20 protein-coding genes and 1 tRNA gene are annotated in these 22319 nt (G+C 41.2%); 17 read left to right on the top strand and 4 right to left on the bottom strand.

Annotated elements, in window-relative coordinates:
• Positions 1–2: 2 nt before the first annotated feature.
• A complete protein-coding gene (gene minD / locus BCU68_RS11180) occupies positions 3–815 on the bottom strand; it encodes a septum site-determining protein MinD (RefSeq protein WP_102564830.1) in 813 nt (270 codons plus the stop codon).
• Between the two features lie 18 nt (positions 816–833).
• A complete protein-coding gene (minC, locus tag BCU68_RS11175; protein WP_102564829.1) occupies positions 834–1496 on the bottom strand; it encodes a septum site-determining protein MinC in 663 nt (220 codons plus the stop codon).
• A gap of 218 nt (positions 1497–1714) precedes the next feature.
• Here minC and BCU68_RS11170 point away from each other — a divergent pair, with 218 nt between their 5' ends.
• Together BCU68_RS11170 and BCU68_RS11165 are read left to right on the top strand one after the other, a co-directional pair.
• Entirely contained in the window at positions 1715–1987 is a 273-nt protein-coding gene (locus BCU68_RS11170) for a YcgL domain-containing protein (RefSeq protein WP_102564828.1), read from the top strand.
• Between the two features lie 76 nt (positions 1988–2063).
• Positions 2064–3047 (top strand): lytic murein transglycosylase, encoded by a 984-nt coding sequence (locus BCU68_RS11165; protein WP_102564866.1) that lies wholly within the window; start codon positions 2064–2066, stop codon positions 3045–3047.
• A gap of 142 nt (positions 3048–3189) precedes the next feature.
• Here the strand turns inward: BCU68_RS11165 and folD are convergent, their stop codons facing one another.
• Positions 3190–4044 (bottom strand): bifunctional methylenetetrahydrofolate dehydrogenase/methenyltetrahydrofolate cyclohydrolase FolD, encoded by an 855-nt coding sequence (gene folD / locus BCU68_RS11160; RefSeq protein WP_102564827.1) that lies wholly within the window; start codon positions 4042–4044, stop codon positions 3190–3192.
• 211 nt (positions 4045–4255) lie between these two features.
• Between folD and BCU68_RS11155 the strand changes: the two genes are divergently transcribed.
• The 14 genes from BCU68_RS11155 to BCU68_RS11090 all read left to right on the top strand — a co-directional run bounded on the left by BCU68_RS11155 (position 4256) and on the right by BCU68_RS11090 (position 20971).
• A tRNA-Arg gene (locus tag BCU68_RS11155) sits at positions 4256–4332 on the top strand.
• 226 nt (positions 4333–4558) lie between these two features.
• Positions 4559–5617, top strand: coding sequence for a cobalamin-dependent protein (locus BCU68_RS11150; RefSeq protein ID WP_102564826.1), 1059 nt, complete (start codon positions 4559–4561; stop codon positions 5615–5617).
• The gene (locus BCU68_RS11145; protein WP_102564825.1) at positions 5614–5886 is read left to right on the top strand and encodes a hypothetical protein; all 273 of its coding nucleotides are present in this window, start codon (positions 5614–5616) and stop codon (positions 5884–5886) included. The genes BCU68_RS11150 and BCU68_RS11145 overlap by 4 nt, the downstream gene beginning before the upstream one ends.
• Positions 5887–5920: 34 nt before the next feature.
• Positions 5921–6580 carry a GGDEF domain-containing protein gene (locus BCU68_RS11140; RefSeq protein ID WP_102564824.1) on the top strand — a complete coding sequence of 220 codons (660 nt, stop codon included), beginning with the start codon at positions 5921–5923 and terminating at the stop codon, positions 6578–6580.
• 291 nt (positions 6581–6871) lie between these two features.
• The gene (locus BCU68_RS11135) at positions 6872–7795 is read left to right on the top strand and encodes a TAXI family TRAP transporter solute-binding subunit (protein ID WP_102564823.1); all 924 of its coding nucleotides are present in this window, start codon (positions 6872–6874) and stop codon (positions 7793–7795) included.
• 120 nt (positions 7796–7915) lie between these two features.
• A complete protein-coding gene (locus tag BCU68_RS11130) occupies positions 7916–9868 on the top strand; it encodes a TRAP transporter fused permease subunit (protein ID WP_102564822.1) in 1953 nt (650 codons plus the stop codon).
• 157 nt (positions 9869–10025) lie between these two features.
• A complete protein-coding gene (locus BCU68_RS11125; RefSeq protein ID WP_102564821.1) occupies positions 10026–11501 on the top strand; it encodes a protein adenylyltransferase SelO in 1476 nt (491 codons plus the stop codon).
• A 500-nt stretch (positions 11502–12001) separates the two neighbouring features.
• Complete coding sequence (gene tig, locus BCU68_RS11120) at positions 12002–13303, top strand: trigger factor (protein ID WP_102564820.1); 1302 nt, start codon at positions 12002–12004, stop codon at positions 13301–13303.
• Positions 13304–13407: 104 nt separating this feature from the next.
• Positions 13408–14034 (top strand): ATP-dependent Clp endopeptidase proteolytic subunit ClpP, encoded by a 627-nt coding sequence (gene clpP / locus BCU68_RS11115; RefSeq protein ID WP_102564819.1) that lies wholly within the window; start codon positions 13408–13410, stop codon positions 14032–14034.
• Positions 14035–14116: 82 nt separating this feature from the next.
• A complete protein-coding gene (gene clpX, locus BCU68_RS11110; protein WP_102564818.1) occupies positions 14117–15397 on the top strand; it encodes an ATP-dependent protease ATP-binding subunit ClpX in 1281 nt (426 codons plus the stop codon).
• Positions 15398–15540: 143 nt separating this feature from the next.
• Positions 15541–17886 carry an endopeptidase La gene (lon, locus tag BCU68_RS11105; protein WP_102564817.1) on the top strand — a complete coding sequence of 782 codons (2346 nt, stop codon included), beginning with the start codon at positions 15541–15543 and terminating at the stop codon, positions 17884–17886.
• A 197-nt stretch (positions 17887–18083) separates the two neighbouring features.
• Complete coding sequence (locus tag BCU68_RS11100) at positions 18084–18356, top strand: HU family DNA-binding protein (protein WP_102564816.1); 273 nt, start codon at positions 18084–18086, stop codon at positions 18354–18356.
• 208 nt (positions 18357–18564) lie between these two features.
• Positions 18565–20424, top strand: coding sequence for a peptidylprolyl isomerase (ppiD, locus tag BCU68_RS11095; RefSeq protein ID WP_102564815.1), 1860 nt, complete (start codon positions 18565–18567; stop codon positions 20422–20424).
• A gap of 268 nt (positions 20425–20692) precedes the next feature.
• Positions 20693–20971, top strand: coding sequence for a helix-hairpin-helix domain-containing protein (locus tag BCU68_RS11090; protein ID WP_241901362.1), 279 nt, complete (start codon positions 20693–20695; stop codon positions 20969–20971).
• A 142-nt stretch (positions 20972–21113) separates the two neighbouring features.
• Here the strand turns inward: BCU68_RS11090 and rrtA are convergent, their stop codons facing one another.
• Positions 21114–21689 carry a rhombosortase gene (gene rrtA / locus BCU68_RS11085; protein WP_102564814.1) on the bottom strand — a complete coding sequence of 192 codons (576 nt, stop codon included), beginning with the start codon at positions 21687–21689 and terminating at the stop codon, positions 21114–21116.
• Between rrtA and BCU68_RS11080 the strand changes: the two genes are divergently transcribed.
• Positions 21663–22319, top strand: coding sequence for a DTW domain-containing protein (locus BCU68_RS11080; protein WP_102564813.1), 657 nt, complete (start codon positions 21663–21665; stop codon positions 22317–22319). The genes rrtA and BCU68_RS11080 overlap by 27 nt on opposite strands.

Genomic DNA, 22319 nt, shown 5'->3' with positions numbered 1-22319 from the left:
TTTTAGCCTCCGAAAAGTCGCTTGAAGATGCCTTTTTTCTCTTCAGTGACGAAGCGAAAATCGACTTGTTCACCTAATAAGCGATCAACAGTATCACCATAAGCCATACCAGCATCTGATTGGTCATCAAAGATCACTGGAACCCCTTTGTTAGAGGCATTAAGTACTGCTTGGCTTTCAGGAATCACACCAAGTAATGAAATATGCAGAATATCTTCAACATCTTCTACACTCAGCATTTCACCCTGACTTACTCGAGTTGGGTTATAGCGTGTTAAAAGAAGGTGTTGTTTAACCGGATCTGCTCCCGCTTCAGCACGGCGAGATTTAGAATCAAGAATACCAAGAATACGGTCAGAATCTCGAACAGAAGAGACTTCTGGATTAGTGGTGACAATGGCTTCATCCGCAAAGTAGAGTGCCATTAAAGCACCTTGCTCAATACCAGCAGGTGAGTCACAAATGATGAAATCAAATCCCATCTCATCTAACTCAGCAAAGATACGTTCAACGCCTTCTTTTGTTAATGCATCTTTATCACGAGTTTGAGAAGCGGGTAAAATGAATAGATTTTCAGTGCGCTTATCTTTGATCATTGCTTGGTTTAGCGTTGCCTCACCATTGATCACATTAACAAAGTCATAAACAACGCGTCGTTCACAACCCATGATGAGGTCAAGATTTCGCAGACCAATATCAAAGTCGATAACCGCTGTTTTCTTTCCTTTCAGAGCTAAGCCTGAAGCGATTGCTGCACTTGACGTTGTTTTACCTACGCCACCTTTTCCTGACGTTACCACAATAATGCGAGACATTATTTTTATCCTTATTTTTTAAATGCTGAGTACTTCAAACTGAAGAACATCGTCAGTCATGCTAAGCATGACTTTACTCTTCCAGTACTCAGTTTCAATTTTGTCGCTTAACCAGTAATTACCAGCAATGGAAACCAGTTCAGCCTGTAAATCATGACAAATTATTTTTGCTTCTTTTTGACCGCTTGCCCCAGCAATAGCACGACCACGTAGCGTGCCATGGATATGAATACTTCCATCTGCTATTACTTCTGCGCCAGCACTGACATGGCTTAGAATCACTAAATCAGAGTCTTTAGCGTAAACCTGCTGACCCGACCGAATCGGTGTCTTAATGACTTTTGTCGGCGTAATTTGAGTTGGAGCTTGAGCAGGCGATTTACTCGCCGTCATAACCGCAAAGCCAGCAGTAGAGGCTAGATTTTGAATTCGTTTGTCTTTACATCCTGTAATACCAACCGGGATCATCCCAGCATTGGCTATCCCTTCCTTAAGAGCCAAAAAGTCGATTTCTGCATCTACCTGTGTGATATTAATGACCACAGGTGCAGAGGCAAAAAATGCAGGTGCCTGAGCGACTTTGTCATTTAAAAATGTAACGGCATTAGCGATGTCATTGCCTGTTAAGTGCAATACTGACAAAGTAAAACTACTGCCTTTTAGGTCTGGAGTACTAGACATTAAAACGAGAGACCTCAATAACGGGTAACGAAAATATTTGCTGTAAAATATTTTCGAGTATTGTCTGAAAATAGAATTATCATGTTATATTCACTACTCAATGACAGCAAGCGATCTTGCCGTCAAATGAGGCTTTTGTACGCAAAATCTCATAATGTATCCATATTCATAGTAAAACTGTGAATTAGTCGAACAAACTATCAACGAAAAGGCTTGTCATGCTGTGCTCCATTTATAAAAGTTCAAAAAAAGAAGGCGCTTACCTTTATATCTCGAAGAAAGATGACTTCTCAAAAGTGCCAGAAGCTTTGATGCAAATGTTTGGCAAACCAAACTTTGTTATGGTGATAAAAATGGAAGGGCGTACGTTAGCGCAAGTTGATATTGAAAAGGTAAAAGCGTCGCTAGCTGAAGAAGGTTTTTTCTTACAGTTACCGCCACCACCGGTCAATTTATTAGATGAATACAAAGCGAATAAAGCTCAGTCTTAATATCGAGCTTTGTCGTTGGTAGAGAATTTTAGGCTCAAGGAGGGCGATAAAGATGCTACATAACAATCGCATAAAAATGTTTAAACAAACCGCATTAGGTCTCGGTTTATCTTTGGTGTTTGCTATGCCAGTGCTCGGGGCTGATAAAGTTAGCTTCGAACAATATGTGACTGAGTTAAAGCAAGAAGCCAAAGAGTCGGGAATATCAACGACGATTCTTGATCAAGCCTTTGCCAATGTTGAATTTAAGCCACGAGCTGTGACGGCGGATAAGAATCAGCCAGAGAGAAGATTGACCTTAGATGAGTACATTCCACGTGCCGTTCCTGACTGGAAAGTAAAACAAGCGAAGGAACTTTATCAAAAGCACTTTACGACTTTAAGCAAAATTGGTGATAAGTACGGGGTTCAGCCGCGCTTTATCGTTGCATTATGGGGCGTTGAAAGTAATTTTGGTAAATTTACGGGTAACTATCAGGTCGTTGATGCATTGGCGACTATGGCATACGAAGGACGCCGAGAAGCCTTTTTCCGTAAAGAATTGATGGCTGCATTGACGATTCTTGAGCAGGGTCATATCACTCCTCAAAATATGAAAGGTTCATGGGCTGGTGCAATGGGGCAACCTCAGTTTATGCCAAGCTCTTTCCTTGCTTATGCTGCTGATGGTGACGGCAATAATAAGAAAGATATTTGGACCTCAGAAGCGGATGTCTTTGCTTCTGCTGCCAACTACCTCAGTCAATCCGGTTGGGATGATACTTTTACTTGGGGTAGGCAAGTACAAGTCCCAAGTGGGATTGATATCTCTTTGCAGGGTAGGGAAGCAAGTCAGGCAAAAACGCTTGATCAGTGGCGTAAATTGGGTATTACACGCTTTGATGGTAGCCCTTTACCTAGTATTGATAAAGATCTTAAAGCTTGGCTGATTATTCCAGATGGGGCGAATGGACGTAATTACCTTATCTATAATAACTATAATGTTTTAATGAAGTGGAATCGTTCGTATTACTTTGCGCTAGCGGTTAGCCACCTTGCCGATAGGATTATCACTGATTAGGCATCTAGTTTGCCGGTAAAATAAAAAGCTCCGAATCTTTTATCTAAAATGGAAATAGAATAAAAGGGCAGGAGCTTTTTTATGTCGGTGTTTTAGCTTATGCAGCTAGATTCGCTTTATTGATGACTAGCGATATTGATGGTTAGCTATGAAATTGTTCACAAGCAATCATCGTATTTTCAATCAAGCTGGCTACGGTCATTGGACCGACCCCCCCAGGAACTGGAGTAATAAAGCTCGCATTTTCTTTTGCTACATCAAACTCCACATCACCGATCAACTTGCCAGATTCTAGGCGGTTGATGCCAACATCGATCACAATCGCGCCTTTTTTAATCCAAGCTCCTGGGATGAAATTAGGTTTACCAACCGCCACAACCACAAGATCGGCTTGGCGAACATGTGACTCTAAATCTTTAGTAAACCGATGGCAGGTCGTTGTTGTACAGCCAGCTAGCAGTAGCTCAAGCGTCATTGGTCGACCGACGATATTTGACGCCCCAACAATAACCGCATGCTTACCACGTATTTCAAGGTTGTAACGCTCTAGCAGGGTAACGATGCCTTTTGGTGTACAAGAGCGAAGCTTAGGGATACGTTGGCAGAGGCGACCGACATTGTAGGGGTGGAAGCCATCCACATCCTTTTCAGGTGCAATACGCTCTAGAATATGGGTCGTATCAATACCAGCAGGGAGGGGAAGTTGAACCAAGATACCATCGATTTCAGTGTCATCATTCAACTGGTCAACTAATGCTAAAATTTCTTCTTCTGTTGTTGTCGCCGGTAAGTCGAAAGATTTAGAGATAAATCCGACTTCCTCACATGCACGGCGCTTACTGCCAACATAGACTTGTGATGCTGGGTCATCACCGACTAATACCACTGCGAGCCCTGGAGGTCGTAAGCCAGCTTCAGTGCGTGCTTTTACGCGGGCGGCAACTTCGGAGCGAACCGTTTGGGAAATCAGTTTCCCATCAATATTGCGAGCAGTCATGACTTTCCTTTCAAAATAGTATTAAACAATAATCTTAGAAATTACCGAGCATTGTCTCAGAAAATGTTTTTGATTGCCATTGAGCAACCGTTTGCGTTGTTCTATTTTTCAACATTCAGGCATCTTTTGTGTTTTTTTTGCCCACTTAGATAGTTAATTGCAAGAAATCCATTGATTTAGAAGAATCTTCTCGTATAATTCAACCCATAGCGCGCCCTTAGCTCAGCTGGATAGAGCACCTCCCTTCTAAGGAGGTGGTCGAAGGTTCGAATCCTTCAGGGCGTACCAAATTTGAAAAGCCCCGATAACTTATTGAGTTGTCGGGGCTTTTTCGTTCCCGTCACATGCTTAAAAAAAACAACTCTTGAATTCTGGCTACTCCTTCATCTACATACTATTGTTAAATAATGATTATATGAGAAGAGTAACGGTATGTTTGTGGTGCAAAACTTATTCCCCAATCTAGAGAAATGAACTACTACTACTACCTTATTGCTAATTAGGGAGAATCACATTGGGCAAGCCAATTAGTACTTCAGGTTTAGCGATGATAAGAAGAGAGTCTGATTTAATAGGCGCAATCGTCACCAGTCGCTATTTACAAAACCATCCTGAATATCAAGACTATGGTCTGGATCGGATCATCGAAATGTGCAAAGTTGACTTTAATCATCACATTAACTTTTTAGCCTCAGCGTTAAGAAGGGGAGATGCGAGCATTTTTTCTGACTATGCTATTTGGTTAAAAAATGTATTAGAAAAACGTCAACTCTCAGTTAATCACCCACTTGAAGCGTTCCAATATATTAAAGAAGAAATTATCAGCCGCATAGCGATAGAAGATAGCCCAATTGTTGAAGAGGTTATCAATGCTGGTATTAACGTTATGCAATCCCACCTACCGCTTACTTCAGCGCTACAAAGAGTCACCAAAGCAACCCCTTCTATTTATAGTGAAGCACTCATTTCAGGTAATCGTTCAGCAGCAGAAAACATCATGCTCACTAAGGTGAAAGAGACAAGGGAGCTGACCAATACTTCTGTTGCTATTATCCAACCTGCAATGTATCGCATTGGAAAGTTGTGGGAAAATAATAAAGTTACTGTGGCGCAAGAACATTTAGCAACGGCTATTTCACAAAGTATTTTGATTCAAGCTTACTCATTAAGTGATTTTAGAGAGCCAGTAGGCAAAAAAGTGCTGTGCTCTTGTCTCGAAGGAAATATGCATACGTTAGGTCTACAAATGGTGAGTGATGCGTTTGATACCGCCGGCTGGGAAAGTTCATTTTTAGGCGCTAATACACCTAATTTAGCGATAATGAGTCAAATAGAATTAGAACGTCCTGACACTGTTGCATTGTCATTGAGTATGCCGCAGCAACTCGCCACATTAGAGCAGTTGATTGATATGCTAAGATCGGAATTTGGTGCACAATGCCCCAATATATTAATTGGTGGCTTAGCTATTAATCAGAATCAAAGTGTTATTGGTCAACTTGCTATCGATGATTTTTTTAGTGATGCTAAGAAGTTACACAGCAGTATTAAGCTTTCAGGGTCATCGAAATGAAAGAGTTAGAAGCTAGAAATATCTTAAAGATCCCCCCCTTATTTCGCTCAATTACTTCTGTGGTTGTTGCCATTTTAGATATTAAAGGTCATATCGTTGATGCTAATGAAGGCTTTAAGTACATTATTTTTAAAGACTCTAACCTTATCAATATTAATCAAGTTAATGCGGATTCACTTTTTTTAAACCCTTCACTTCATGACTTAATTGCTTATAGCGATGAAGCTAAAAATAACATTATATATCGAGGTATTATAAACCATTGGTAATGGGCAGGATACAGCAAACTCCATCAAAGGATTAGTGGTAAAAGATAATAACCACTTAATGCTTATAGCTGGTTATGATATTGCAGAGTTAGATCTATTAAGCAGTTCAATCATAGTGCTCAATAATGAACTTGCTTCAGCGCAAAGAGAGTTGTTAAAGGCCAATCGCAAGCTACAACAAAATGAAATTAAGCTCACTAAATTAACCATGACTGATCCGCTGACAAATATTGCGAATCGGCGCTATTTTGATGATACCTATAACAAAGAGTACCTACGAGCTAAGCGATATGCGAATAAAGGGGAGGGTTTTTGCTTAGCACTAGCAGATATTGATAATTTTAAGCAAGTGAATGATTTATATGGCCATGACAGTGGTGATGCTGTTATTCAGCATTTTGCCCAAATTATGAGTGAGAGTATTCGCTTAACGGATTTTGTCGCGCGCGTTGGTGGTGAGGAGTTTATGCTTATCTTACCGAAAACAGATCTTGAAGGTGCCCAAATATTACTTAATAGGGTACGCAGTAGATTTAAACAATCTCGCTATAAGGGGGTTGAGCAAGTTATCACTGCGAGTTTTGGTCTTACCGAATTCACACCTAACATTTCAGCAGAAGAACTCCTCAAAAATGTCGATATAGCTTTGTATAAGGCTAAAGGCTCAGGTCGAGATAAGATAGTAATCAATTAGTATTTTATCCTTACAATTCAAAATCATAATTATAATTGATAGTTTTATTTACTTTCTATGCATTAATAATAGCTATTTATATTTTACTTCACACTCTCGCTTCTACGACTATTGGATACCTTGACTTTAATTTAGCGATTGGAGATCATGGCTTGCTGTTAAATGGACGTTAATTATTGGTTTTACTATCTAGTGATTTTAGATATTTAAAGTTCAATGAATGTTATATCAATCTAGAGTAGCCTGTTATTTACAACGATTGGTATTAATTAGTGATATGGAGAAAAAGCTATGTTTCATCGTGTATTGATGCTCAGTTTACTATTGGTACTACCTAGTGCTGTTCAAGCTCAAAACTACTCAATTGGTACTGGTGGTCAAAGTGGTATTTATTACCCATTTGGTGGCGCACTAGCCAAAGTGTGGTCAGATGAAGTTCCTCAAGTGAATGTGAAAGCGGAAGTAACGGCTGCATCGGTTGAAAATACGATTAAAGTCGTACGTGGTGACATGATTGCCGGTATTGCAATGGGTAACGTTGTACTTGATGCGTATAAAGGCGAAGGTAAATTTAAAAAACCAATGCCAGTGAATACATTATTTGCACTTTATCCTAACCTTGTTCATGCCATTAGTTTAGAGAAATCAGGCATTAACTCATTGGCTGATCTAAAAGGCAAACGAATCTCACTCGGTGCACCAGCGAGTGGTACTGCAGTGACTTCAGCTGCTTTACTTGAGTCAATTGGTATTGATGTCAAAAAAGATATTAAAGCCGTTTACTTAAACTACTCAGAAACAACGAACGCTTTAGCGAATGGTCAAATTGATGCTGGCTTTATCGTTGGTGGACAAGGTGTGGGCGCAGTAACTCAAGTCGCGCTTACTCATAAAGTTAACCTCATTCCTGTATCTACAGAGGAAAGTGCAGCCTTTATCGCTCAACATCCAGCCTACAGCAACTATACGATCCCAAGCGATGTTTATAACAATGTTGGTGAGGTTGCAACGCTAAGTGTATGGAATGTGATTGTTGTTAGCGCAAAAATGAGTGATGAAATGGCATTTGACCTGACTAAAGCCGCATTTGAAAATATGTCAGAAGTGCAGAAAGTGGTTAAAGTCGCTGAGGCAACAACACCTGCAAACGCTGCTCAACTGCAAGGTGTTCCTCTACACCCAGGCGCACAGAAATATATTGATAGCCTTAAATAATAGGGTTAAAGCTGTCAGTTAGATGCCAGTTAAATTAGATATAGTGATACAAACAAAGGCAGCGAAAGGTTGCCTTTGTGTATTTAGAACAAATTTATATTTTGGTCGAAAGGATGCGATATGAACCCCGTTCATGATAAGACTACTAAGCAGCAAGCAATAGAGACAGAGCAACTTAGTGGCGCAGTAACATCAGTTAGCGTTCTCCCACATGAAAAAATAGTGACATTATTAGGCTATCTTATTCTCGTTATAGCCGTGGCATTATCTACGTTTCAAATTTGGCAAGGTGTTACATCCACCATATCAGCAACCTATTTCCGCCCACTGCATTTATGTTGGGTGCTAGTGCTGATTTTTTTACATTATCCCCTAATAAAAAACCGCAATAATAAAGGTTACCTGGTTGGGCGAATATTCGATATCGCCCTATGTGCAATCACAGTTTTTGCTGGTTATCGTATGTCTATTTTTGACTATAACGATATCGATCACCTGATGTATGGTCTTGGGATGGTTGATCTAGTGGCTGGTGGGGCATTATTACTGCTATTGCTCGAAGGTTGTCGACGTACAGTTGGTTGGGTAATGGTATTCATTGCTGGTATGTTTTTAGCTTACAGTGCATTTGGTGACTTATTGCCTGGTGCGATGGCAAGCAAAGCATACTCACTACAAGAGCTTATTCAGTTTCAAATTTATTCCTCAAATGGGGTGTTTGGCTCAGCCTTAGGCATTGCTGCAACGACAGTGTTTATTTTCGTCCTATTTGGTGCATTTTTAGAAGTGACTGGGGCAGGTAAGTTCTTCATTGATTTAGCCTTCTCTATTGCAGGTAAATATCGTGGTGGTCCCGCTAAAGCAGCTGTTCTTGCTTCGGCGGGATTAGGTTCGATTTCAGGCTCGGCAATTGCCAACACGGTAACAACGGGCGCCGTCACCATTCCTATGATGAAAAAGCTGGGCTATACGCCAGAGCAATCCGCTGGTATTGAAGCTTCAGCCTCGACGGGTGGGCAAATCATGCCACCGATTATGGGCGCGGGTGCGTTTGTTATGGCGCAGTTTACTGGTGTGCCTTACAGCGAAATCATGTTGGCATCGATTGCCCCTGCGATTTTATACTTCTTTTGTACGTTGCTTTATGTGCACTTAATGGCGTGTAAGTTAGATCTTAAAGCGACCAGCCGTACAGAGGCTGTGATTGAAGTAATGAAGCATGGTGCACACCACCTTATTCCATTGGTTATTATTACCGTGTTGCTTATGATGGCTTATTCACCATTGCTTGTCGGTGTGGCGGGTTGTGCGGCTATTCTATTAACAGCAGCGCTGCGTAAACATAGCCGAATTGGTTTGAAAAAGTTTATTACCGGCATGAAAAGTGGTGCGTTATTAGCGCTGCCTATTTCGGTAGCGTGTGGCGCAGCAGGGATCATTGTTGGCGTAGTTGGTCAAACAGGGATTGGGCTGCAATTTACTCAGTTCGTTATGGATTTCTCCGGTGGTAATATGCTGCTAGCTCTAGGGCTTATCAGTATTGTGGCTTTAGTGTTGGGTATGGGACTGCCAGTGACAGCAGCATATATCGTCTTAGCGGTTATGGCTGTACCTATGCTCGGTGATTTTGGCTTGCCGTTATTAACAGCGCACTTAATCGTTTTTTGGTTATCGCAAACCTCAAACGTTACTCCTCCGATCGCACTGGCTGCATTTGCTGGGGCAGGGGTCGCAAATGCCAATCCTATGAAATCATCGGTTGAGGCATTTAAACTTGCTGGTGGTCTGTTTATCATTCCAATCATGATGGCATATACCGATCTCCTTAACCCTGAAGCCAGTGTGCTAGCATTTGCCTTTGCCATTATACAAACGGCAACGATTATCGTGGCAATCGCGATCTCGATTGAAGGCTACCTATTGCACAGACTATCAAGCTTAGAGCGTGTTGTTGCCTTTGTTACGGTCCCTTGGCTGCTGTTTAACCCATTTGGTACTGGGTTTATTGGAGTGATCATTGTGCTCGGTTTGTTTGCGATGCAATGGAACACACAAGCGAAAGTCGCAGTGTGAATAACGTTAATCATTGATTGATGACATTGGTATAACACGACCCGTGTATGTGAAAATATTAGAAGCCCTTACTGACAGTGACGGGCTTTTTTTATGCTTTGCCTAATCCGTTCTATATTTGTCAATAATCTTATTTTTTTCATTTTATAGGACGCTTATGTCATTTTGGACCAAGCTACCAATCACGACCCGCTACTCACAGTTATCAGCGCTGTTTTATACCTTTGTTTCCCCACAACCATTAGCCAATGCTCATTGGCTAATGTGGAATGGTTCATTAGCTGAGCAGTTAGGTTTGCCGCGCGATGCTAATAATGAGCCAGAGTTGTTAGCAGCACTTTCTGGCCAATCTATTCCTACCTATTTTTCTCCACTTGCTATGAAATACGCAGGGCATCAATTTGGCGCTTACAACCCTGATCTAGGTGATGGGCGAGGCTTGCTATTAGCAGAGTTAACTGATCGTTGTGGCACTGTATGGGACCTGCATATAAAGGGAGCAGGGCAGACGCCTTACTCTCGCATGGGCGATGGTCGGGCTGTATTGCGGTCGACAATCCGCGAGTACCTTTGCAGTGAGGCGATGGCAGGGCTTGGTATTCCTACCACGAGGGCGCTGGCGATGTTAGGCAGTGATACCATTGTTGAGCGCGAGCAGTTAGAAAAAGCGGCATTACTTATTCGCGCTGCCCACAGCCATATTCGTTTTGGTCATTTTGAGCATCTTTTTTATACCAATCAACTGGTCGCTCAAAAAGAGTTGGCGGATAAAGTCATCGAATGGCATTTTCCACAGTGCCAATTAAGTGATAAGCCATACAGTAAAATGTTTCAATTAATTGCAATAAAAACCGCTGAAATGATTGCGTATTGGCAGGCTTATGGTTTTGCTCATGGCGTGATGAATACCGATAATATGTCGATTTTAGGTCAAACCTTTGATTATGGACCGTTTGGTTTTTTAGATGATTATGATCCTAGTTATATTTGTAATCACTCTGACTACCAAGGTCGTTACTCTTTTGAGCGTCAACCTAGTATAGCGTTATGGAATTTAACCGCCTTGGCACACGCTTTATCAGCACTAATAGATAAAGACGATTTAGAGCGCTCTTTAGCACAGTTTGAAACGGAATTAGCCTCCCATTTTAGTCGATTGATGCGTCAAAAGTTAGGGCTACGAAACAAGCACCCTCAAGATAGTGAGCTATTTAATGCCATGTTTGATGTGATGATACAAACTCAAGTCGATTACAGCCGATTTTTCCGTGAACTCTCATGTATTGATCGCCACCAAGGGCAGGGAGTGATGGATCTGTTTGTTTTACCAGCACAAATTAAGCCTTGGCTAGCGCGTTATCGGCAGCGCTGTGAATTAGAATGTAATGATCAAGGTGAAATAATAACAGATACAGCACGTTGTAAGCAGATGCGTAAGGTCAACCCTAAATTTATATTGCGTAATTATCTTGCTCAACAAGCGATAGAAAAAGCTGAGTTGGGGGATTATAGCGAAGTTGAGGTGCTGACTAAGTTACTTGCCACTCCATTTGATGAGCATGAAGATCTTAATCATTATGCAAATTTACCACCAAATTGGGGTAAAAAGATGATAATTAGTTGTTCATCTTAAAGACTATTTCTTATCTTTATTGTTAATAAAATGGCACAAAAGGTTGATAAGTAGGCAGTTAAAGTCAGCTAAAATCGTTTTTCTGATTTTTTTATAAAAAAACGATGCCATAGCCTTGAAAAAAGCGCTGTGATCCCCATTTCTATGCTGAGTTGATGCAAATCGGTTGAATTTGTATCACTTAGCTGAAGAATTTAGGGCATTAGTCACCAAGCATGGTTGAACGACTCGACAGCATGAGAACAGATCGCTAGAATGTCGCGTCTAAATTTCTGTCCTGAGGCTAATCAGAGATACCTTTTTACCAATGTTTTATTGGTAAATATAAAGATATCGCTTATTAGTCTGGTTGTTAATGTTGTTTCATTGGCAATCAATTACAGTTTTATTACTAGGTGTTCTGATAGAGCACTACACAAGGATGCAGCTTAAAACGAGGGCCTGTGCCTAAGTTTAGCTCATATGCTCAGAATAACTGAGCCAGTTTTGAGGTTTATATAATGCAAGCTACTGTTGAAACCCTAGAAGGCCTAGAGCGCCGTCTTACTATTACTGTTCCTGCTGCTAACATCGAAGACGCAGTAACAGCTGAACTACGCAACATCGCGAAAAATCGTCGTTTCGATGGTTTCCGTAAAGGCAAAGTGCCAATGAAGATGGTTGCTCAAATGTACGGCAAATCAGTACGCCAAGATCTACTTGGTGAAGTAATGCAACGTCATTTCATCGAAGCTATCGTTAAAGATAAAATCAATCCAGCTGGCGCACCAACTTTCGCTCCAGTATCAATGGAAGAAGGTTCTGATCTTGTTTTCACTGCAACTTTTGAAGTTTACCCAGAAGTTGAGCTGAAAGGTCTTGAAAACATCACTGTTGAGAAACCAGCAGTAGAAGTTAAAGACGAAGACGTTGCTGAAATGATCGAAACTCTACGTAAGCAACAAGCTACGTGGGCTGAAGTATCTGAAGCTGCAACTGAAACTTCTCGTGCAACTATCGATTTCGTTGGTTCTATCGACGGTGAAGAATTTGAAGGCGGCAAAGCTGACAACTTCCCTCTAGAAATGGGCGCTGGTCGTATGATCCCTGGTTTTGAAGATGGCATCGTTGGCAAAAAAGCCGGTGAGCAATTCGAAATCGACGTAAACTTCCCAGAAGATTACCACGCTGAAGCGCTTAAAGGTAAATCTGCGAAATTTGCTATCACTCTAAACAAAGTAGAATCTCGTGAGCTTCCTGAGCTAAACGACGAGTTCGTTGCTAAGTTTGGTGCTGCTGAAGGTATCGACGGTCTTAAAGCTGAAGTTCGTAAAAACATGGAACGCGAACTAAAGCAAGCTGTTAAAAACCGCATCAAAGAGCAAGCGCTTGACGGTCTAGTAAAAGAGAACGATATTGACGTTCCTTCTGCACTTATCGACCAAGAAGTTGAAGCTCTACGTCAACAAGCTTCTCAACGTTTCGGTGGTAACCCTGAAGCTGCTGCTCAACTTCCACGTGAACTGTTCGAAGAGCAAGCGAAACGTCGCGTAGTTGTTGGTCTTCTTCTTGGTGAAGTAATCAAGACTGAAGAGCTAAAAGCTGATGATGAAAAAGTGAAAGCTATCATCAACGAAATGGCAACAGCATACGAAGATCCATCAGAAGTTATTGCTTACTACGAGCAAAACGAGCAGATGATGAACAACATGCGTAACGTAGCTCTAGAAGAGCAAGCGATTGACGCAATCATCGCTAAAGCACAAGTTTCTGAGAAAGAAGTTGGCTTTAACGAGCTAATGAATCAGCAACAACCTGCATAATTAGCAATATCTTGTGTAGAAGGTTGACTTAGCATTAACTATTCTGCTAACAATGGTCCGTATGATTGAATCATTCGGGCCATTTATTTTAGGGACATAAGAATATGAGCTATCAAGAAAAAAATCCAATGTCGTCAATAATGAGCGCCCTCGTTCCGATGGTTGTTGAACAAACCTCTCGCGGCGAGCGTTCGTACGATATTTTTTCACGTTTACTTAAAGAGCGTGTCATTTTCCTTACCGGTCAAGTTGAAGACCACATGGCAAACCTTGTCGTGGCTCAACTGCTTTTCTTAGAATCTGAAAATCCAGATAAAGATATTTACTTATACATTAACTCACCTGGCGGTAGTGTAACTGCAGGCATGTCTATTTATGACACAATGCAGCTTATCAAGCCAAATGTGAGCACAGTATGTATGGGTCAAGCTTGTTCTATGGGTGCTTTCCTTCTTGCTGGTGGTGCGCCAGGTAAACGTTATGTATTACCTAACTCACGCGTAATGATTCACCAACCACTAGGCGGTTTCCAAGGTCAAGCATCAGATATTCAAATTCATGCACAAGAAATTCTGACAATTAAGCAGAAGCTGAACAAGTTACTGGCTGATCACACAGGACAACCACTAGAAGTGGTAGAAGGTGATACGGACCGTGATAACTTTATGTCAGCCGATCAAGCTGTTGAATACGGTTTAGTGGATTCTGTTTTAAACCATCGTGGTGAATAATTACATTGTGTAATTGTTTAACGCAAATTGGTTTAAAGTGTTATACACTCAAACATAAAGAGTAATGCTAAGAGGTTAGCGAATGACAGATAAAAGCAAAGAGGGCGGTAGCGGTAAGTTACTTTACTGCTCTTTCTGTGGCAAAAGCCAACACGAAGTTCGCAAGTTAATCGCAGGTCCATCAGTTTACGTTTGTGACGAATGTGTCGATCTATGTAACGACATTATTCGTGAAGAAGTCAAGGATGCGCTACCGAAGAAAGAATCGGAAGCTCTACCAACGCCACGTGACATTAGTGAGCACCTTGATGACTATGTAATTGGCCAAGATTACGCGAAGAAAGTACTTGCAGTTGCAGTATACAATCACTACAAGCGTCTACGTAATGGTGATGTTACGAGTGAAGGTGTCGAGCTTGGTAAGAGTAATATCTTACTTATCGGCCCAACAGGTAGTGGTAAAACACTGCTTGCTGAAACACTAGCTCGTTTCCTAGATGTACCATTCACAATGGCAGATGCAACCACACTAACCGAAGCGGGTTATGTTGGTGAAGATGTAGAGAATATCATTCAGAAGCTTTTGCAAAAATGTGATTACGACGTAGCGAAAGCAGAACGTGGTATTGTCTACATCGATGAAATTGATAAAATTTCACGTAAAGCTGAAAACCCATCGATTACACGTGATGTATCAGGTGAAGGTGTACAGCAAGCATTGTTGAAGCTCGTTGAAGGTACTATTGCTTCAGTTCCACCACAAGGTGGACGTAAGCATCCTCAACAAGAGTTCTTGCAAGTAGACACGTCTAAGATTCTATTTATCTGTGGCGGTGCTTTCTCTGGTCTAGATAAAGTGATCGAGCAGCGTCTTGAAAAAGGCTCTAGCATCGGTTTCTGTGCTGAAATTCGCTCTAAAGATGAAGCGAAAACAGTGGGTGAGTTATTCACTCAAGTCGAACCAGAAGATCTAGTGAAATATGGCTTAATCCCAGAATTCATTGGTCGTTTGCCAGTAACTACGACACTGACAGAGTTAGATGAAGATGCTCTAGTACAGATTCTATGTGAACCGAAGAATGCACTGACTAAACAGTACGCTGCATTATTTGATCTAGAAGATGCTGAGTTAGAGTTCCGTGATGATGCCTTACGTGCTATTGCTAAAAAAGCAATGGACCGTAAAACAGGTGCTCGTGGTCTTCGTTCTATTCTTGAAGGCGTATTGCTAAACACTATGTATGATCTGCCATCTTCAACGGGCGTAAGCAAAGTTGTAATTGATGAAACAGTGATTAATGGTGAGTCTGAACCATTGCTTATTTACAGTAATGCAGACAGCCAAACGGCTAGCGCAGAGTAAGTTATCGATGAAAGGAGGTAGTGATTACCTCCTTTTTTATTGCCTAAACCAAATCCTATCTATTTATTTTCAATTCTTATATTGAATCCAATGATTTCAGCCCCATATAGATTTATATCAGTTAAAGCGGAAGAGAGAATTATATGAACTTGGAACGTTCCGAGCGTATCGAGATCCCCGTGCTACCTCTACGTGATGTAGTGGTTTACCCACACATGGTTATCCCGTTATTTGTTGGCAGAGAGAAATCGATTAGTTGTCTTGAAGCAGCTATGGACGCCGATAAGAAAGTCCTACTTGTGGCACAAAAGCAAGCAAGCACAGATGAACCAGCGATCGATGATTTATTCGAAGTGGGCACTGTTGCGACTATTCTTCAGCTGCTAAAGCTTCCCGATGGCACTGTTAAGGTCTTAGTTGAAGGTCAACAGCGTGCTAAAATCCATAGCTTTAAAGATACTGATTTCTTTGTTGCTGATGCTGAATTCGTACCAACGCCAGAATTAGATGAAAAAGAACAAGACGCGGTTGTACGTAGCACCATCAATCAATTTGAAGGTTTCATTAAGCTTAATAAAAAGATCCCGCCAGAGGTGCTTACATCTCTAAATGGAATCGAAGAAGCAGCGCGTTTAGCTGATACCATCGCGGCCCATATTCCATTAAAACTTGAGGATAAGCAGCAAGTTCTTGAGATCATAAACGTGATTGATCGTTTAGAGTTCTTGATGGGACAAATGGAATCTGAGATCGACCTGCTTCATGTAGAGAAGCGTATTCGTGGCCGTGTTAAAACTCAGATGGAAAAATCGCAGCGCGAGTACTATCTGAATGAGCAGATGAAAGCCATCCAAAAAGAATTGGGTGACATGGATGATGCACCAGATGAATTCGAAGCGTTAAAGACGAAAATTGAAACGTCAAAGATGCCACAAGAAGCGCGTAAGAAAACCGAGCAAGAGCTGAATAAATTGAAGATGATGTCTCCAATGTCAGCTGAAGCCACCGTAGTTCGAAGCTATATTGATTGGATGACGGATGTGCCTTGGGCAAAACGCTCGAAGGTGAAAAAGAATTTAGCCAAAGCCGAAGAAATTCTTAATGAAGATCACTTTGGTCTTGATCGCGTAAAAGAACGTATTCTAGAGTATTTAGCGGTTCAAAACCGTGTGAATAAGCTAAAAGGTCCAATTTTATGTCTAGTCGGTCCTCCAGGTGTTGGTAAAACATCATTAGGTCGCTCTATTGCTGCTGCTACTGGTCGTAAATATACACGTATGGCACTAGGTGGCGTGCGTGATGAAGCCGAGATCCGTGGTCACCGCCGTACTTACATTGGCTCCTTGCCAGGTAAGCTGATTCAAAATATGGCAAAAGTTGGCGTTAAGAACCCACTCTTCTTACTTGATGAAATCGATAAGATGTCATCAGATATGCGTGGTGATCCAGCTTCAGCTTTATTGGAAGTACTCGATCCAGAGCAAAACAATGCCTTTAATGATCACTACCTTGAAGTTGATTTTGACTTGTCTGATGTCATGTTTGTTGCAACGTCAAACTCAATGAATATTCCTGGGCCTCTACTAGACCGTATGGAAGTGATTCGTTTATCTGGTTATACAGAAGATGAAAAGCTTAACATTGCCAAACGTCACCTTGTTGATAAGCAAATTGAGCGTAATGGTCTTAAGACACATGAAATCACGATTGAAGATTCAGCGATCATGGGCATTATTCGTCACTACACACGTGAAGCGGGTGTGCGTAGCTTAGAGCGTGATATTTCTCAAATTTGTCGTAAAGCGGTGAAAAACATTCTGCTAGATAAAGATCTAAAGAGTGTTACGGTGACTCAAGATAATCTACATGATTACCTTGGTGTTCAACGCTTTGATTTCGGTAAAGCAGAAGACAAGAACCGCATTGGTCTAGTCGCAGGTCTTGCGTGGACAGAAGTTGGTGGTGAACTCCTTACCATTGAAGCTCAGTCTATGATTGGTAAAGGCAAGATGACTCAAACGGGTTCACTTGGTGATGTGATGCAAGAGTCAATTCAAACGGCTATGACAGTAGTTCGTTCTCGTGCTGAACAACTAGGCATTAATGCTGACTTCTATGAGAAGCGTGATATTCACGTTCATGCGCCAGAAGGTGCAACACCAAAAGATGGCCCAAGTGCAGGTACAGCAATTAGTACAGCATTAGTCTCAACGCTAACAGGTAACCCAGTGCGTGCCGATGTTGCGATGACTGGTGAAATTACCCTACGTGGTGAAGTACTGAAGATTGGTGGCCTTAAAGAGAAAATCTTAGCAGCACACCGTGGTGGCATTAAAACGATTCTTATTCCAAAAGATAATGAACGTGATTTAGAAGAAATCGCTGATGACGTTATTGCTGACTTGGAAGTGATTCCAGTGCAGTGGATTGAGGATGTTTTAAAGGTTGCTTTAGAAAGAGATCCTTTTGGCGTTGAGTTTCCTGCTTAAAAGTAGCGATACCTAACAAAAATAGCGAAAAGATTACGCTGACAAGAAAAAAGGCTTGTCAGCGTTTTTTTTGAAGGATAAGTTAACTCTCGAATGCTACAGCCCTGATGTCATAAGGCTTCAAGCTAAATTTTAATTTCAAAAAAGAATAAAAATCATCTTGCTCATAGACAAAGATGGTTGGAAGGGGAATCAAAGTGAATAAAACACAATTAGTAGAATCAATTGCAGAAAACGCAGACATTTCAAAAGCCTCAGCAGGTCGTGCTTTAGACGCATTCATTGAAGCAGTTGGTGATACTTTACAGTCAGGTGATCAAGTTGCACTTGTTGGCTTTGGTACTTTTAGTGTACGTACTCGTGCAGCACGCACAGGTCGTAACCCTAAGACAGGCGATGAGATTCAAATTGCAGAAGCAAAAGTACCAGCATTTAAAGCCGGTAAAGCACTGAAAGACGCTTGTAACTAAAGTCAATTATCATTGTCGCCGCATAGAGTGCGATGACTCTGCTGATGGTGTCGAAACATATCGTTTCACATTAATGGTAGCGAGTGATTTTAATATGCGCATCTTACTGATGCGCATTTCTTTTTCTGATATCATCGCAAGATAAAATTGATACTTGAAGCACTTATGTGAAACATGATGAGCTTCTTTTTTGGAGAGTACTAGAGTTATGATGGAACGATTGCGCGAAGGCGTAAACAGCATCGCAGTAAAAATTATCCTTGGTTTAATTATCTGTTCATTTGTTTTTGCAGGTGTCGGTAGTTACCTTGTTGATAGTGGTAACAATTCAGCTGCAAAAGTGGGTAATGCTGAGATAAGCATGGGCGAATTTGAGCAAGCTTATCAAAATGAGCGTAACCGTATGCAAGCGCAAATGGGCGATTATTTTGCTCAGTTACTTGCTGATCCTGCTTATGTTGCTTCTTTCCGTAAGTCGGTTTTAGATCGTATGATCAATGATCTTCTTTTAGAGCAGCACGCAGAATCATTAGGCTTACGAGTTAGTGATGCGCAAATTCGTAGCATGATTTTAGATATGCCACAATTTCACTCTGATGGTAAATTTGATCAAGATATCTACCAGTCTGCGCTTCGCCGTGCAGGATTTAGTGCAGAGAGCTTTGCAGAATACTTACGTCGTGATGCAGTACGCAGCCAATTACTTACAGCATTAGAGTCAAGTGACTTTAGTCTACCAGGTGAAGTTGATGCTCAAAATGCGTTACTGACACAAACACGTGATATTCGCACTCTGACGTTATCTTCAACTGAACTTGCTCAAAATGTGCAACTAAGCGATGAAGATATTCAGCAAGCTTATCAAGATAACTCCGCGCGTTACACTCGTCCAGAGCAAATGAAAGTTGCTTACATTGAGCTTTCTGCTGAGCAGCTAAAAGCTCAAATTGATATTTCTGATGAAGATGCACAGCTGTATTATGAAGAGCACTTAGATAAATACTCATCTGAAGAGCAGCGTAAAGTCAGTCACATCCTTGTTCAAGGTGATGATGAAGCAAAAGCACAAGCCATTCTTGATGAACTTAATGCTGGTGCAGACTTTGCCGCTTTAGCAGAAGAAAAATCAGATGACTTTGGCAGTGCAGATCAAGGTGGTGACCTAGGTTGGATCGAACGTGATGTTATGGATCCAACGTTTGAAGCTGCTGCTTTTGAACTACAAAATGCAGGCGATAGAACAGGTTTAGTTAAATCTGCGTTTGGCTACCATATTATTCAGCTTGATGATGTTAAAGCTTCAGCAGCACAGCCATTTGCTGATGTAGCTGCTGATATTAAAGCAGAGCTAACTGATGAAGAAGCTGTTGACCAATTCTACGCACTACAAACTGAACTTGAGAGAGTGGCGTTTGAGTACCCTGATTCATTGGATGATTCGGCAGAAGCGGTTCAACAACCAATTCATACCACAGACTTTATTTCACAAAATAATGCGCCTGAGCTACTAAGTACACCTGCAGTTATGCAAGCGTTACGAAGCTTAGAAGTAAAAGAAGACGGTCTAAACTCTGATGTTATTGAAGTGGCTCCTGAGCACATCATCGTGGTGCGTGTTGAAGATACTCGTGCTGAGCAGGTATTACCACTAGATGAAGTTAAAGAGCAAGTAGTCGCAGAGCTTTCTCGTCTGAAAGGTGAGCAGCAATCACTAGAACTAGCGACACAAATCATTGCTGGTTTGAAATCAGGTGATAACACCGCATTGGTTGAAAGTGGTCTTGAGTTTGGTGAATTAGAAACGGTTGATCGTAGTTCACCACTGGCTGGCAACGTTTTCTCTTTAGCAAAACCTGCTGAAGGCGATGTTGTATTTGGTCAATCTAAAGACGCGCTAGGTAATACGGTTATCGTTGAGTTATCAAGTGTTAATGTTTTAGCTGACCCACAATATAATGAGCAAATTGGTACTCAGTTCGTTCGTATGAATACACAGCAAGATTTATCAGCAATCTTAACGATTCTACGTCATGTAACAGATATTGATTATTACATCGCTACTCAGTAATCACTCTTTCATGTAAAAGTGATGAATAAGAAGGCGTAACCCTTGTTGGGTGCGCCTTATTTTTTGCCAAAACTAATTGGTTTGGTGAATTTTTATCGCTATGTTTTGATTTCATTTACCGACGAATGGAGTCACTATGACCTTTCAAAAAACACTACTCACTTTATGCTTCTCTGCATTACTGCCTCTTTCTGCGCTAGCGGCGACAACGCCAGCAGAGCAACAAGTCACGGAGTCAACACAGCACGCAGTAAAAGTTGAACAACCCATTGATACAGTAGCCAATCAAGACGTAACTAAAACTAAAGCCACATCAACCTCTATGGCGAAAAAACAATATGAAGGTATCGACATTACGGTCAATGTAAATACCGCTAGTGCTGATGAATTAGCAACGCTGTTGATAGGTGTGGGTGCTAAAAAAGCGCAAGATATTGTTCGTTATCGTGAGGAATTTGGTTTGTTTAAAACTGCCAATGATTTGAGCAATGTGAAAGGGATTGGCGCTGCGACTATTCGTAAAAATGAAGGGCGCATTTTGCTGTAATCTTCTGCCATTTGTAGTAAAACTAATCGTAGTCAATAACGGTTTATCTTAGTTTGTTAAAACGCTTGATAACTGTGTTAGGGTTTTGATTATAGAGTCACTATTGATCGAAAATTCCTGCCTTGTTATCAAGTGCTTTTCGTTATTGCTCTTTTTTAAATAACAGTTCAACCCCAATAAGTAAAAAGCCACTAACCATACCAGTTAAATGGGCTTCTATAGCAACGCGAGCATTGATCATCACCATTGTGCTTTCTGCTGCGCCGAAATAGTGCTCCCAAGCAACTTTAATTACAACACCTAAGCATAGTAGCCAACTCGTATGTCGACCCGATAGCGCCTCTCTAAGGGCGAAATAAGCAAAAATAGCGTGTAAGACACCAGAAAAACCAGCGTATTGAAAGGTAGAGGTAAACAGCAGGCTACAGCCAATCACAAAGCTGCTTACTAATATCACATAGACAAGCTGTAAGGAACTTGGTTGAAATAAATGGGCAAGGATCCACAAAGCAGCGAGATTCATAACTAAGTGCGGATAGTTGGTGTGAGTGAAGTTTCCTGATAGGATACGCCACCAATCTCCTTGGGTTATCGCACGGTTATCCCACACTGCCCACTCTTGTAATAATGGGGTTTGAAGTCCCCAGCAAAGTAGGCTGATCACACATAAAACAAGGTACACATTTTCTTTATGTTTCGTTATTGCCAGCAATGTCATAAATCCTTGAAAGCTTGTATTTGTCAATGGATAAAGCCCATTAATACTCAGGTGGAGCTTATCATTCTTCAGCACTCGACAGAAGTACGCCGCCCAATGGGAACTGCGCGTATTTTGGCGCTCTCTTTGGCAAATAGTACGACCATCATTGGCGAAGACTTTAGCCAAGATAGTAAGCTTAATGCGTTGCTAAGTGAGCCCGATGTTGATCACTATATTCTTTATCCTGGTGAGCACTCAGTCTCTGTTGATAGTATAGCCTGCAAAAAAAGTGACTCTTCTCAAGCTGTAAATAACGTAACATCAGAGGCGATGCAACGAAAAGTGCGGGTTATTTTATTAGATGGAACGTGGAAAAAAGCGTTTAAAATGTGGCAAATATCAACCAATTTACAAACGTTACCCACATTGCATTTAAATAAAGAGTTAGTTGGCAATTATCGTATTAGGAAAGCTCCCAACGCCAATAGTTTATCAACGGTGGAAGCGGGTTATCATGTGCTTACTGGCTTGGAACCAAATACGGACTTTAGCTCACTAATCACAGCTTTTGATGAGATGATCCAGTTTCAAATCAATCAAATGCCAGAAGGTGTCTTTGAGCGTAATTATGCAAAAAGTTTAGACTGA

Origin of the sequence: Vibrio sp. 10N.286.49.B3, from assembly GCF_002873395.1 — a bacterium.
Classification (GTDB): Bacteria; Pseudomonadota; Gammaproteobacteria; order Enterobacterales; family Vibrionaceae; genus Vibrio.
The sequence above is the reverse complement of the archived record's forward strand: the minus strand, read 5'-3'. Positions and strand labels throughout refer to the sequence as shown.

What these genes read in the sequence shown, in the direction of transcription:
- tig (WP_102564820.1), top strand. Translation starts at nt 12,002, where the DNA reads ATGCAAGCTACTGTTGAAACCCTAGAAGGCCTAGAGCGCCGTCTTACT.
- BCU68_RS11165 (WP_102564866.1), top strand. Translation starts at nt 2,064, where the DNA reads ATGTTTAAACAAACCGCATTAGGTCTCGGTTTATCTTTGGTGTTTGCT.
- rrtA (WP_102564814.1), bottom strand. Translation starts at nt 21,689, where the DNA reads ATGACATTGCTGGCAATAACGAAACATAAAGAAAATGTGTACCTTGTT.
- BCU68_RS11130 (WP_102564822.1), top strand. Translation starts at nt 7,916, where the DNA reads ATGAACCCCGTTCATGATAAGACTACTAAGCAGCAAGCAATAGAGACA.
- lon (WP_102564817.1), top strand. Translation starts at nt 15,541, where the DNA reads ATGAACTTGGAACGTTCCGAGCGTATCGAGATCCCCGTGCTACCTCTA.
- clpP (WP_102564819.1), top strand. Translation starts at nt 13,408, where the DNA reads ATGAGCTATCAAGAAAAAAATCCAATGTCGTCAATAATGAGCGCCCTC.
- BCU68_RS11135 (WP_102564823.1), top strand. Translation starts at nt 6,872, where the DNA reads ATGTTTCATCGTGTATTGATGCTCAGTTTACTATTGGTACTACCTAGT.
- clpX (WP_102564818.1), top strand. Translation starts at nt 14,117, where the DNA reads ATGACAGATAAAAGCAAAGAGGGCGGTAGCGGTAAGTTACTTTACTGC.
- minD (WP_102564830.1), bottom strand. Translation starts at nt 815, where the DNA reads ATGTCTCGCATTATTGTGGTAACGTCAGGAAAAGGTGGCGTAGGTAAA.
- BCU68_RS11170 (WP_102564828.1), top strand. Translation starts at nt 1,715, where the DNA reads ATGCTGTGCTCCATTTATAAAAGTTCAAAAAAAGAAGGCGCTTACCTT.
- folD (WP_102564827.1), bottom strand. Translation starts at nt 4,044, where the DNA reads ATGACTGCTCGCAATATTGATGGGAAACTGATTTCCCAAACGGTTCGC.
- BCU68_RS11145 (WP_102564825.1), top strand. Translation starts at nt 5,614, where the DNA reads ATGAAAGAGTTAGAAGCTAGAAATATCTTAAAGATCCCCCCCTTATTT.
- BCU68_RS11125 (WP_102564821.1), top strand. Translation starts at nt 10,026, where the DNA reads ATGTCATTTTGGACCAAGCTACCAATCACGACCCGCTACTCACAGTTA.
- minC (WP_102564829.1), bottom strand. Translation starts at nt 1,496, where the DNA reads ATGTCTAGTACTCCAGACCTAAAAGGCAGTAGTTTTACTTTGTCAGTA.
- ppiD (WP_102564815.1), top strand. Translation starts at nt 18,565, where the DNA reads ATGATGGAACGATTGCGCGAAGGCGTAAACAGCATCGCAGTAAAAATT.
- BCU68_RS11080 (WP_102564813.1), top strand. Translation starts at nt 21,663, where the DNA reads ATGTTTCGTTATTGCCAGCAATGTCATAAATCCTTGAAAGCTTGTATT.